At 38.3% G+C, this 13315-nt stretch carries 12 protein-coding genes and 1 tRNA gene; 6 read left to right on the top strand and 7 right to left on the bottom strand.

Translation table 11 applies throughout. The features are described 5' to 3' along the window. Positions 1–33: 33 nt before the first annotated feature. The 4 genes from gatB (at position 34) to FXX65_RS09110 (ending at position 3366) form a co-directional block, all read left to right on the top strand. Positions 34–1581 carry an Asp-tRNA(Asn)/Glu-tRNA(Gln) amidotransferase subunit GatB gene (gene gatB, locus FXX65_RS09095; protein WP_147616006.1) on the top strand — a complete coding sequence of 516 codons (1548 nt, stop codon included), beginning with the start codon at positions 34–36 and terminating at the stop codon, positions 1579–1581. Positions 1582–1586: 5 nt separating this feature from the next. Beyond that, positions 1587–2411, top strand: coding sequence for a hypothetical protein (locus FXX65_RS09100; RefSeq protein ID WP_147616007.1), 825 nt, complete (start codon positions 1587–1589; stop codon positions 2409–2411). Positions 2412–2428: 17 nt separating this feature from the next. Beyond that, on the top strand, positions 2429–2722 hold the full coding sequence (locus tag FXX65_RS09105; protein WP_147614149.1) for a hypothetical protein: 294 nt from the start codon (positions 2429–2431) through the stop codon (positions 2720–2722). Positions 2723–2952: 230 nt separating this feature from the next. After that, complete coding sequence (locus FXX65_RS09110) at positions 2953–3366, top strand: hypothetical protein (RefSeq protein ID WP_147614148.1); 414 nt, start codon at positions 2953–2955, stop codon at positions 3364–3366. A 67-nt stretch (positions 3367–3433) separates the two neighbouring features. Here FXX65_RS09110 and FXX65_RS09115 read toward each other — a convergent pair. The 5 genes from FXX65_RS09115 to prs all read right to left on the bottom strand — a co-directional run bounded on the left by FXX65_RS09115 (position 3434) and on the right by prs (position 7678). After that, positions 3434–3507: transfer RNA gene (locus FXX65_RS09115), tRNA-Arg, on the bottom strand. Between the two features lie 55 nt (positions 3508–3562). Then, the gene (locus FXX65_RS09120; protein WP_147616008.1) at positions 3563–4402 is read right to left on the bottom strand and encodes an MBL fold metallo-hydrolase; all 840 of its coding nucleotides are present in this window, start codon (positions 4400–4402) and stop codon (positions 3563–3565) included. A 78-nt stretch (positions 4403–4480) separates the two neighbouring features. After that, entirely contained in the window at positions 4481–5140 is a 660-nt protein-coding gene (locus tag FXX65_RS09125) for an HAD family hydrolase (protein ID WP_147616009.1), read from the bottom strand. Between the two features lie 9 nt (positions 5141–5149). Further along, positions 5150–6406 (bottom strand): hypothetical protein, encoded by a 1257-nt coding sequence (locus FXX65_RS09130; RefSeq protein ID WP_147616010.1) that lies wholly within the window; start codon positions 6404–6406, stop codon positions 5150–5152. A gap of 9 nt (positions 6407–6415) precedes the next feature. Further along, complete coding sequence (gene prs / locus FXX65_RS09135; protein ID WP_147616011.1) at positions 6416–7678, bottom strand: ribose-phosphate diphosphokinase; 1263 nt, start codon at positions 7676–7678, stop codon at positions 6416–6418. Positions 7679–8157: 479 nt separating this feature from the next. Between prs and FXX65_RS09140 the strand changes: the two genes are divergently transcribed. Continuing rightward, positions 8158–9078 (top strand): MBL fold metallo-hydrolase, encoded by a 921-nt coding sequence (locus tag FXX65_RS09140; RefSeq protein ID WP_147616012.1) that lies wholly within the window; start codon positions 8158–8160, stop codon positions 9076–9078. Between the two features lie 105 nt (positions 9079–9183). Continuing rightward, positions 9184–9420 (top strand): 50S ribosomal protein L28, encoded by a 237-nt coding sequence (gene rpmB, locus FXX65_RS09145; RefSeq protein ID WP_147614142.1) that lies wholly within the window; start codon positions 9184–9186, stop codon positions 9418–9420. A gap of 112 nt (positions 9421–9532) precedes the next feature. Here the strand turns inward: rpmB and FXX65_RS09150 are convergent, their stop codons facing one another. Then, positions 9533–11281: a capsule assembly Wzi family protein gene (locus FXX65_RS09150; RefSeq protein ID WP_246104373.1), complete on the bottom strand. Its 1749-nt coding sequence runs from the start codon at positions 11279–11281 to the stop codon at positions 9533–9535. A gap of 14 nt (positions 11282–11295) precedes the next feature. Then, positions 11296–13293, bottom strand: a complete 1998-nt coding sequence (uvrB, locus tag FXX65_RS09155; protein ID WP_147616014.1) for an excinuclease ABC subunit UvrB — start codon at positions 13291–13293, stop codon at positions 11296–11298. Positions 13294–13315: the final 22 nt, after the last annotated feature.

The following is a 13315-nucleotide window of genomic DNA, read 5'->3' on the forward strand; positions in this document are numbered from 1 at the left end:
TTTTATTACTGCGGATAAAATTTGGAGAAAAACATGGCAATAGATAGATACGAAATTGTAATAGGATGCGAAATCCATACTCAACTTCTTACAAAAACAAAGGCATTTTGCGCTTGCGAAAATAAATACGGTGGTATGCCTAATACAAGGGTCTGCCCAGTTTGTCTTGGCCTCCCAGGGGCAATGCCTAGAATTTCAAAGGGGTATGTAGAATTAGGAGCAGTTGCAGGAATGGCACTCAACTGCAGTATTGCCGATTATACAAAATTTGACCGCAAGCATTATTTTTATCCGGATTTGGCAAAGGGATATCAGATAACTCAATATGATATTCCTCTTTGTGCAGACGGCTTTGTTGATTTGCCACTATCTCATTATTCCAAGGATGAACAGGAGGGCGGGAAAAACTTTAGACCAAATAATTTTAAAGGTGAAAATTGCATTATAGAAAATTCTGGCAAAAAATATCGCCGCGTTAGAATAGAGCGCATTCACCTTGAAGAAGATGTTGGAAAGTCACTCCATTTGCCAGGCACTCACTCTTATATCGATTACAATCGCTCTGGAACTCCGTTGATTGAAATCGTAACAAAACCAGATATGACTTCTCCAGAAGAGGCGGCTTTGTTTATGCAAACTGTGCAGGAAATTTTACGCTATGTAAAAGTAACAAACGGAAATTTGGAAGAAGGCAATATGAGGTGCGATGCAAATATCAACCTAAATATTTGGGAAGACGGAAAACTCTATCACACTCCAATTTCAGAAATAAAAAACTTAAACTCATTCAAGGCTATTCGAGAAGCTTGTGCTTACGAAGCACAGAGGCAGTTAAAGGAATTTCAGGAAGACAGGCAGGAATTCAACGCTGGTTATAAAAACACTATGAACTGGGACGAAGCAAATGGTGTTACTCAAATAATGCGTACAAAAAATTCCTTTGTTGACTATCGCTTTGTTGTTGAGCCGGATATAAAACCTTTTTCCGTAAACCCAGCACTTTTGGAGCGTGCAAAATCTCGTGTAGGCGAGTTGCCAGAAGCAAAGAGAATAAGATTTCAAAAGGATTATGGACTTTCGGATTTTGATGTTGAAACTTTGACTTCGACAAGAGCGCTTTCAATCTGGTTTGAAGAAGCTGCAACAGGAGCAAAGGATGTAAAAAAAGTTGCAAACTGGATTTTAGCGGAATTGCTTGCGGTTTTAAACGACCAGCGAAAAACGATTGAAGAAGTTAATATCACTCCAAAGCACATAACAGAACTCGTAAATGCGATTTCGGATAATAAAATTTCTGGTGCGCAGGGAAAAATTGTTTTTGCAAAGATGCTTGAAAACCTAAAAATGCCTTTGCAGATTATAAAAGAAGAAGGAATGGAAACAGTTTCGGACAGCGGTGCTATAGAAGCGGTTGTCGATAAAGTTATAGGTGAAAATCCTAAGGCTGTAGAAGATTTTAAATCCGGCAAGACAAATGTTTTGGGTTGGCTTACGGGGCAGGTTATGAAAGAGTCTAGGGGAAAAGCAAATCCAACTATAGCGTCTAAACTTGTTCAAGAAAAACTTTCTAAATTGGTTTGATAAAAATGTCGGAAGTGGACGAACTTGCAAACGAAATATATTCTCGATACGGAACTGTAAAACGTGCGCGTGGAAATTTTTTGTACACAGCAAAAGGAGTTCGCCTTACGGATCTTTTTTTAGAAGGCGGAAGGGCGATTCTTGGTTGGGGCAATGAAGGAACTGGTGCGTTTTTAATCTTTAAAAATGTGCTTAATCGAGGGGTAAGCGGAAGTTTTATAACCGATTTTAATGTGCGCTCACAAAATTCAAAAAAAACAAGATTGAGCAAAACCTTTAGTGAACTTTTAAATTCCGAGCGATTGACATTGGTTTTTAATTCAAAAGAAGAAGCGTTAAAAACGGCACTTTTTTTTAGTGCAGACAGCACGAGCGTTTACAGACCATGGAACTCTACAGATACAGTTTGGCAGGATATTGACTGCGTTGTGGTCGCTCCGCCACTTTCATGGGCGTGCAATTTGTGGGTTTTGGCAGTAAAAGAAGATGTTGTTCCATTTTTTGATGAATCGATGAACTTTAAAAATATAAAACTTCCTGCTCCATTGGAAGCCGCTATTGTACGCAGCGTTTACGATTTGATAAAAGCATTGCAAGTCAGGCAGGAAAAAAACTGGTTTATTTACGACAAGGTTTTGACAAAATATTTTATACGAAAAGGACCGTATCTTTTTCCAAAAGTGCCAGTCGAAAAGTATGCGGATTTTGTAAAGCATTGCCTTGAATGTGAGCTTGTTATAAGCCCAATTTATTCAAATCCCAGTATAGTGCCATTTGGTGCTGATTTTGGTGTTTTTCGTAAACTAGAAAAATCTCCTTTTGAGCTTTAATATTTGGAGAAAGTAAAATGCTGCAATCGGAAATCGTTTTTTATGTTATAAAACTTGTTTTGGGTGGCGTAATAGCTTTTCTCGCAATATCTGTGTGGAATCGCACTAGAGATGTTGTTTGGATGGCTCTTGCTTCTGGTTTTATAATTTCGTATGCGGCTTTGGTTTACGAACTTTTGGTAAAACTTGGCATTGCAGGAAATTCCGAACCTAATTTTTTTGGAATATCTATAGTTTCGCTTCTGTTTTTTATTGTTCCTTCTGTTTTTTTTATTGTTGCTTTTGTATTGCTTATTTTAAAGTCAAAATAAGCGGCAAGGATAGTAGCACCTTTAGTCCGTCGGAACGACGGATGAGCGGCGGTTAGTCCGCGAAGTGCGAATAGCCTGTTTTTTGCAAAACAACGTGGAGCAAAAAGCCGCCCAGTAAAATCAACTTCTCAATTATTGCGTGATTTTTTTTAATTTGTTTCGGAATAGAATATTTTTTTTAATAAATGATATAATCAGTTTTGTCTGCGGTTGCAGATAAGGAGTATAAAATGGCAAAAGCAAAAAATCATTCTTTGACCAAAATTATAATTCAGATTGCATTGGGATTGATGCTTGCAATCGGAGGAATTTGGGGACTTCAAGGTGGCGGAGATTTTGGAGTAAAAGCGATAAGGGATGTATTTAGTGGAGATTTAGGAAAAATTCTGGCACTGGCATTTTCTGTTGTAGAACTTTTAGCTGGACTTTACCTTGTTCTTGAACTTTTTATTGGAGATTTGGGAAAATTAGACAATATTTTGATGTTTATCATAATGATTGTTTGGATTGTAGCGATTGTTCTGTTTGACTTTATCGGAAAAAGAGGAATTTTTAACGGTGGAGCAAAGAATTTTCTTGAATGGCTTTGGAATTTTGCAAGCCACCTAATCGTTTTAGGCTCTATAATCTATTGTAAAGACTAAAAATCGTTTTTTATATTAAAACGAAAAATCCCACTCTGCAAAAAATGATGCAAGTGGGATTTTTTTTTGACTCCAACGCGAGTCGAACGCGCGACCTTCCGCTTAGGAGGCGGATGCTCTATCCAACTGAGCTACAGAGTCGAATGGCAGAAGTCTATCAAAAATCGCTAAAAATTACAATCGGCTTTATTTTTGATTAAAAATTGTAATATAAACCGCGCTCTGCAAAGCCTGCAAAGCCGTCTTTTTTTATCTTGAATATTTTGTGGTTTTCGCCATAGTGGCAAAGGTACATCTTGGATTTAATTTTTTGCGGAAGATTTTTTAACTGGTCGTAAGAAGCGTGAACGCCTCCTCTGTAAAACTGGCAGTCGTGAAAAATGCATTCAATGTTGTAGTTTTCTTCCATCCAGTCGAGCAGTGGCTTGTCAAATATCGTGTCGCCAGTAAATAGAACTCTGTTGTCAATCAAAACTCCAATCGAGTAAAAAATCTTGCTCCAGTCGTTAGAACCATTTGGAACATGAACCGTTCTAAAAATGCGAAGAGATAGAGAACCCAAGGTTATGTCGTACATTGGACGTGGAGTTCCCTTTGCCTGCTGTGGTTTTAATTGATTAAAATAGTCGTCGAAAGTCATAAAATGGTCTTGCAACTTTTCTTCGCCGTATGCACAGCCACCTTTTAAGCTGCCTTCCCAGAGAATTTTTTTGTACTCGTCGGTTATTATCATATTTGGCTTGTGTTGAGCGAGGTACATCCCTGTAAAAGCGATTTCTTCCAAGCCGCCAATATGATCTGCGTGTGAGTGAGTTGGCAATATATTTTTTATTTTTGAAACAGGAGTGTTATAGGTGCTTAAAGCGTAAGGACAGAGATTGCCGCAGTCTATTAAAAGATGAGTATCTCCCTTTATTACAAGTATGTTGTTTTGAAAATCCAATTTGTTAAAAGCACTGCCAGTTCCTATAAAAAAAATCTGCAAATGCCCATCGTTTTCTAATTTTATATGTCGTGAAAATTTTGTTATTTTCATAAAATACCTGATGTCTAGTATAACACAACTGACCTTCGATACCAAATTTTTGATTCTTTATAAGAAGATTTTATAGAACTACAAAAAGTTGGGCAACTCGTACACATCTTTAACGCCATCGACTAAGATAGCACCCATCCCCAATTTTAAAGGCAGGGCAAGGTCAATGTCGTAGCGGTCTCCAATGCTTATACAATTTTTGTATTTTATTTTTTGCGCTGTGTGTTTTTCTGCAAGGTTAACGGCAAGGTCAAAAATTTCTTTTGCGGGTTTTGATTTTTTTGTTGAATCAAGCCCAATCACGTTTGGAAAAAACTCTAAAACGCCGAGAGCTTCCAATGTTTTTTTTGCTGGAAGAACAGGATTATTTGTTACGCAGATTAAATAAAATTGGTTTGAAAGGTTTTTTAGTGTTTCTATCAATCTTTCGTCTTTTTTGAGGTATTCAAAAGGATTAAAGAGATTTTTTCGCCATTCTATGCTTTCTTCGATTGAAATTCCAAAATGAGTGAGCAGATTCCCAAGGCTTATCTTTTGATTAGAATGATTTGCCGCCCATTCTTTTCTAAAATCTGCAATCATCGCCCTTGCTTGTTGCGCTGTAATTCCTCGCAATGCAGCAAAATGCCTTATCTGGCTGTCAATCTGTTCGTGCGCGTATTCTTCGTTTGTGTAAAGCGTTGAATCGATGTCAAAAATCAACACGCGAACATCGTCTGGAATAAAATAGATTTTCATTTTTGTAATTTAGGAAAAATCTGCCGGAATTGAAGGCGTATAGGTTTTCGCTTTTTTTACAAGGGCAAAAGCTGCTTCTTCTATAGAGTCATAATCGCCCAAAGCAATCCTTGCCAGAATGTTGTCGCCAACGAGTTCCGCGTCCACGCATTCTGTTACGATTATAGGCAAACAGAGAGAGTCGCACTTTAATTGGGTCCAAATTTCGTTCAAGGCCTGCCCACCTGTTATCGTCATTTCTGTTGGAACTGGAATAGAAGCTTCTGATGCCGCCTTTTTTAGTATGTTTACCGCAGCCCAAAGTTGATGCGTTACATCGTGAATTATAGCCATTCCGTCTTTTTTTTGCTTTTCGGTTAAAATTTGCTTTTCGTCAGTTTTGCCTGTTAATTGTGCGATTATGTTTTTATGAGTTATCTTCATATTTAATTCTCGTTCTGTTTTTTCTTTAAAATCTGCAAATCTTTTTCCAGAATCTGCAATCAAAACGCTTGCGTTCCACATTCCAGGAATTATAGATGGCATAACGCGCACATTTGGAGATTCAATCGGAAACGGCGTGCAGAGATTTATGCCTTCGCTCGAGCCACTCCTGTCGCAAAGTTTAGATGTTTCCAAAGTATCCGTTCCAATCAAGGCTACAATAAAATCTGGTGCTCCACAGAAAACCAAAGTTCCTTCAATCAAGCCAGTCTGCAAGGCCGCTTCGCGAGTTACTTTTCCTGCCAAAGTTCCTGGTGCGACAAAAGGCGGCAATTTGTTTATCTCTTCATCAGAAAAGCCTTCGCTCTTTAACTGCTCTTGTGTCCAATAAATTTCTTTGAATCTTTCTTCTGGCAAAATTGTTACAACATTTCCTGTAAGGCAATATATAAGAAATTCTGGTGCACCAAAAAAGTATTTTGATTTGAACCATTGCTGCGGATAAAGTTTTCGAAAACCGTCCAATCGCGAAATCCACTGGGATTTTGAATCTTTTACCGTAGTAGAAATTTTTTGCGACCACATAAGCGTAAGACCTTCGCTGTCTACAACTGTAGGTCCGTTTCCAGATATGCAGATTGCTTCGATTCCTGTTTGCGGAGATTTTTCCTTTAATTCTTCTAAACATTCTTTTAGAGCAGGAATCCACTGGTTTGCCAAAAATTGCGGTTCATCTTTAGAAAAATTACACCTTGCGTAAGCTATACTCTTAGGAGAATCCGCCATATAAGCGGCTTTTAGAGAAGTAGACCCAATATCAACACATAAAACGGCATCTTTCATAAGACCATTTTACACCGAAGTTGATTTATCGTCTTCTTTTTTTACCAATTTATCGATTATAGTGCGGTTATCAAGCAAATCGCTCAAACTTTGGTTGTGGTGAATGCGCGTAATAACATTTGCAAAAAGCCCGGAAACATTTGTGCTTATAAACCATTCTTTGTCTTTTAATTCAGGATGATAAACAGCGTTAGTTCCGATTATCCTGTAAAACTGACCGTTTTTATATGCTTCGTCAAAAAGTTCAACCGCATTGCCAGTAAAAAATGGCAGAGAAATCGCTGCAATGACCTTTGTCGCACCCTGCTCCTGCAAAAATTGCATCGCTTTTAAAAGAGTGCCACCAGTTCCAAGCATATCGTCCGCCAAAAATGCAACCTTTCCTTTTACGTCGCCAAGCAATTTTACGCTTTTTATGTTTGTCTGCTTAGCATTTTGCGTTACAACAGAATAATCCCTCTCTTTGTAAATCATCGCCAGAGGCACTTTTAACCCTGTCGCATAAAATTTATTTCGGTCAATCGCACCAGTGTCGGGAGAAACAACAACCAAGTCTTCTTTTTGAGGTCCTGTAAGATTCACAACTCTTGTAAGTTCTCTGATAACTTGATAAGAAGCATGCAAATTTTCCAGATGGGTTGTATTAAATGCGTTTACAATTTCTCGCGAATGAATATCAAGAGTAATAACGCGGTCAACATTTTTTAATTCATAGATATGGCACAAAAGGGCAGCGGTAAGACCTTCTCTTCCCTTTTTTTTGTGCTGACGGCTGTAAGGAAACGCCGGCAAAACTAAGGTTATAGACTTTGCACCAGCCTGCTGAACGGCATCAACCGTAACGAGCAAGGTCATAACGTGGTCATTAACAGAAAAAGTTACGGTGTTTTTACCACCATTCATTTCCAAAGGCAGATGGTTTTCTGCGTCCTGAAAAATATAAATGTCTTTTCCGCGAACGCTGTCCATCAATTCGGCCTTTACTTCGCCGTTTGCAAACCAGGTAAACGCGGTTTCAATTTTAAATTTTGGCGCACGATATTTATCAACCGCACCTCTAACGACAAGGTCAGAAGTTACCATATCGTTTCTAAAATTTATATCTTGAATCAACTTGTCCTTGTCCATGCTGTATCGCTTAGAAATTACGTCGTTTTTTAAAGTAAAACGATGTTTATACATGTGGCGAAGGTGAGAAATCACTTCTTCTGCAAAAGCGGCTCCACCAGGGCAGGCAATAACACCAAGGTTCGTTGGTTCAGAATAAGGCATTTTTATCTCCAAAACAAATGTTTACTGTCCGCTAATACTAGCATTATGAAACTTCGAGGTCAATAATTTACGCTATATGTGGTGTAAATATTAGGAGCGCAATTTTTAGTTAAACCCGTGTTTCGCGGTTGCGCTATCGCTCCATTGGCGTGCCGCCAACGCGTTGCGCCGCTACACCCGGGGCTAAGCTTTATTTTTTAAGCATCAAAAAGTTCTCTTGCAAACATTCAGAATAGTCCGATTGTCTGCTTGCTTTTTCTACCGTTGCCACACATTGCAACAAATTGATTTTGTAGGACTGCACTGCAACTATCGAAAAAGCACGTACAATTCGCCATGCTGCGACTGCACTGCAACTATCGAAAAATTCATCAAATTCGTTATGCGCTAAGTTTGCTTAAGTTAAAAAAATCATTCAATCTTAAAACAAGGTCTTTATTGCTTATGTCTTGTGTTTTAATATAAAATCGTTGCCATAGATGAAGCTTACGATTCTTGGCTCAGGAACTAGTCACGGAGTTCCTGTCATCGGTTGTACCTGTGCGGTTTGTAAATCAAAAGACAAAAAAGATAATAGGCTCAGGTGCAGCGCACTGCTCACCGTTAACAAAAAAAATTATCTCATAGATGTAGGTCCAGATTTTAGGACTCAGGCATTGCGATTAGGGCTCAATTCTTTGGAGTCTGTTTTCTTAACTCATACTCACGCAGACCATCTCCACGGCATAGACGACTTACGCATATTCAGCCATAAAAATTCTGTTGCAATGCAAGCCGAAGAGCCCGATGCCATTAAATATCCGGAAACTACAGGCGAAGGGCTTGCAATCTACATGAGCGGAAAATCAGCAGAAAGGATAAAATCATGCTTCCCATATATATTTTCTCAGCAGCAAAAAGGTGGTGGAATTCCTAAACTGAATATAATCACCTGCGATCAAAATGATTTTCATAATCCAATAATAAAAGATAGTTTTACCGTAGTTCCAATTCCACTTGTTCACGGCTACACAGAAAGTTTTGGCTGGGTGTTTACTAGTAATGATTCCGTCGGCAAAAAACATTCAATCGCTTATCTTACAGACTGCAATTTTATAAGCGAATCTTCCTTGCAAATCGTAAAAGATTCTTGTGCAGGCGGAGTTCTGGAACACTTGGTAATAGACGCTTTACGAGCAAAACCACATTCTTCGCACAACAATTTTGAGCAGGCTCTTTTTTATGCAAACATAATCGGTGCAAAAAATACGTGGTTTACGCATCTTACTCATGATTTTTTGCATATTGAAATTTGCAAATATATCGATGAGCATTTGAGTAAATATGAAAAACTTCAATCGATTGTACAAAATGGCGGTTCCGTAAAACCTTCTTATGACGGCTTGGTTCTTTCTTGTTGAATGCATTTTATTTTACAAAATAAAAAGAACTACCTTGACACAAAATATTCATTTCTATATATTACAAAAACTCACGTTTTAATCAATTCTAGGTAGGTATATATTATGTCAAGAATTTGTGATGTTTGCTTAAAAGGTTCAATGACAGGTAACAAAGTTTCTAAATCATACAACCACACACGCCGCACTTGGAGGCCTAATCTCTTAAAAGTAAAGACAGAAATTGGTGGAACAACTCGCACTTTGAACGTGTGTACACGCTGTATGCGTAGTGGTTTTGTAACAAAGAAGATTAATGTAGTTCCTGCAAATGCTGGTGCTCCATCTGCTTCTGCTGAATAAGAACCTTACAAGATGTTGCAAGAGCCGGTTCATTTGAGAACCGGTTTTTTTATGCCTATTAATATTTTGCACTCCTGCTTTTATATTTTTAATGACTATGAAAATTTAGCGATTATAAAAACTGATATTTTAAAGACCAGTTTATTTGAAAATTATCAATCCAGTTGTATTCACGGCGGTAAGTTCCGTATGTGGTACCAGGGTTGTACATAGGATTTATTATCTTGTTGTAGATAAAACCTGCTCTTATAGAAAAATCTTTTGTTACAAAAAATAACGATTCAAAACCTAAGTTAAAATTCGCTTTGAATCCTGTAAAGTAAAGGTCTGCAAGTTTTTTTGTTGTATTTTCGTCTGCGCTTACACATTTTGAATATATGTAATTGTTGTCTGGATTGTTGCGCTGAATAAAAATTTTATCAAATCCACTTTTTCTATAGAGAGTAAAGGCGAGCGTCTGACTGTTTCCACCATAGCCGTAACCGCTTCCAATCCATTGCCCACCGTTTGTGTATCCTTGAGTGATTTGTCCATGAGTTCCAAAGTTATAATTGCTTCCTGCCCACATTTGATAGTCTTGCGAGGCTTCTGACCAGTTCCATTCAAACTGTAAAAGTCCGCGCAAATTGTGTTTTTTGGAAACTTCAAAACTTTTTTTTAATCCCCAGTTCCATGCTATAGCGTGTATTGGATATCTTTCGTATGCGTAAAAAGTAAATCCTTCTGCGAGAAAATCATCAAACGAAAGTTCTCCGTATACTTCAAAACCGATTTTTGTAAAAAGCCAATCTGCATAAAGCGAAGCTTTTTGATCTTCTCCCACTCGTCCAGCGGAATTTCCAGAAAGAGTGTTTCCATTGTAACCGGGATAAGCGTATAGCCAGAAATCGTCGCCCCATTTGCTAACAGTTATCTTAGTAACGCCAAGTGTAAGACCATGAATAAATGAAGGTGCGTAGGCAAAGTTGAATCCTGAATATTGATTGCGATCATTTTGGCTTTCGCTGTCAAAATAGTCAGATTCTTTAAGTTTTCCAATCCAAATGCGCGTTTCTATATCGCCAAGGTAGATATTAAAATAAGGGAGCGTTATTCCAACTCGTTTTAAGCCAAAATCAAATTTAGGATAAGTTGGTGCGTTGTTGGAAGACAACAGTGGAGAGTAGAATGCAGGGCCGAGCCACACGGCTTGAGTTCCAAAACCAACCGTAAACGCCTTCCAAGACCAGCGTATTTCGCTATCGCCCCAGTCAAATTTTGTAAAAGAGTCTTCGCCATATCGCTGGACAAAATCGACAACTGTCCACCAATAACCGTATTTGCCAGCCTTGTCTGCATAGATTCCATTTTTCATGCTGGTGGAAGTCATATATTCGTATTCTATGTTTTGGCTGTAACTAAATTGTGGACGTATTGTTAGTTCAAAACCATAGCCTTCAATTCTTGCACCGCCGGTTATTGCCGTGTTGTATCCTTTGCCTTGCCATAGAGCACCATCGTTAACGCCGTAAGGAGAAGCTGTATTGTAGCTTGAATACCACTGTGGTGCGAAAAGTTTATAGCGAAGTTCTTTTTGAATTCCGCTCGTAAAAAAGTTTGAATTTTGACTTTTGTCTTCTATCAAAATCTTTGTTGAACCTAAATTATTGCCAGCCCATATATCTTTTGGAGAGGAAAGGTCATCTTCTACAGTCCATACGCTGTCGCTTAGCGTTCTATAAGTTAAGAAATTTCTTTTTGAGTTTCCCGTCAAAGAAAGAAAATCATAATATCTTTCTTCTGTGGAATCTAGAATTTCCTGTGCAAATATTGTGTTTGCAATCAGATATGTTGTAACTATAGCGATTAAAATTTTTTTCATCATTTTTACCTTAATTATTTTCCGTAATTTCTTTCTATTTCTATTATCTGGTCGCGGATTGCTGCTGCATTTTCGTATTCGAGCCTGTCTGCACAATCCGACATTTCTTTTTTTAGCGCTTCTATCAATTTTTTGCGCTGTTTTGGGTTGAACAGATTTGCACTCTTTTTAAGCACATCAAGTTCAATTTCTTCTGTTTCTTTTGCATCTTTTTGCTGCCTTATCAATATATCTTGAACCGCTTTGCTTACAGTGTGAGGAGTTATGCCGTGTTCTTTATTGTACTTTTCCTGAATTTCCCGACGCCGTTTAGTTTCGTCAACGGTTTCCTTTATAGATGGAGTTATTGTATCTGCATACATGACAACCGTGCCGTTTTGATTTCTTGCAGCCCTTCCTACAATTTGAATTAGAGAAGTTGTGCTGCGCAAAAAGCCGATTTTATCTGCATCGAGAATTGCTATAAAACTTACTTCTGGCAAATCTATGCCTTCGCGTAAAAGGTTGATTCCAATCAACACATCAATTTCTCCAGTGCGCAGGCTCTTTAGTATTTCCACTCGTTCAAAGGTGTCTATTTCTGAATGAATATATTTTACTTTTAAATTTAGACCTAAAAGATAGTCGGTTAAATCTTCTGCCATTTTTTTTGTAAGCGTTAAAATCAAACTGCGCTCTTTCTTTTTTATTCGCTCTTTTACTTCTTTATAGATGTCTTCCATTTGACCTTCGCTTGGGCGAACGTCGATTATTGGGTCTAAAAGTCCTGTAGGTCGGATTATCTGTTCTACAACTTGAGTTGACTGTTTTATTTCCTGCTCCCGTGGAGTTGCTGTAACATAGATTACCTGATTCAGTTTTTTTTCAAATTCGCCAAATTTTAGGGGACGATTATCCAGGGCGGAAGGCAGGCGAAATCCAAAATCTATCAAATTCTGCTTTCTGCTCCGGTCGCACTCGTACATGGCACCAACTTGCGGAACTGTAACATGGGCTTCGTCAATCATGCACAAAAAATCGTCTGGAAAGTAATGCAAGAGCGTTGCTGGCGGGGCTCCTTTTTTTCTTCCAGAAATAGGCCCTGAATAATTTTCAATTCCAGAGCAATAGCCCATCTCTTTCATCATCTCTACATCGTAAGTTGTTCTGGTTTTTATTCGCTCGGCTTCTAATAGTTTGCCAGCAGTTTCAAATTTTTCCACCTGTTCTTTCATCTCTGCGAGGATTTTTTCACTGGCGGATAAAAGCGCTTCTTGAGGAACGACAAAGTGTTTGGAAGGATAAAATTGCATTTCATCGAGTTCTTCTTCAATTTCGCGAGTTATCACGTTAAATCTTTTAATTGAAGCGATTTCATCAAAGTCTAGTTCGATTCTGTATGCTGTGTCGGTTTCCATGTATGGAGGATAAACTTCTATCGTGTCGCCACGCACTCTAAAATTTCCGCGTTCCAAAACCATATCGTTCCTTTGATACTGAATGCTTGCCATCTTTATGCCGAATTTTCGCGTATCAAAAATTTCACCTTTTTCTATGTGAACGCGCATCTCTTTGTATAAATCTGGCATTCCCAAACCGTAAATGCAGCTGACCGTTGCCACAACTATAACATCCCTTCTTTCCATGAGAGAGTAGGTTGCTTTTAAACGCAGGTTGTCGATTTCTTTGTTTACAGATGCATCTTTTTCTATATAAAGGTCGCGGGCAGGAACATAGGCTTCCGGCTGATAGTAGTCATAATACGAAACAAAATATTCTACGGCGTTGTTTGGAAAAAATGATTTGAATTCTCTGTAGAGTTGAGCAGAAAGGGTTTTGTTATGAGAGATTATCAAAGTTGGGCGTTGCACTTTTTCGATTATCTTTGCCATCGTAAAAGTTTTTCCAGAACCAGTTACGCCTTTTAGAGTTTGATAGCGGTCGCCTCGCAAAAATCCCTGACTCAATTTTTCTATCGCTTGTCCCTGGTCGCCTGAAGGCTCGTATGGAGAAATAACTTTAAACTGTCGCATATTTTTAGGATTATACAATGTT

The sequence above is a fragment of the Treponema pectinovorum genome, assembly GCF_900497595.1.
Lineage (GTDB): Bacteria > Spirochaetota > Spirochaetia > Treponematales > Treponemataceae > Treponema_D > Treponema_D pectinovorum.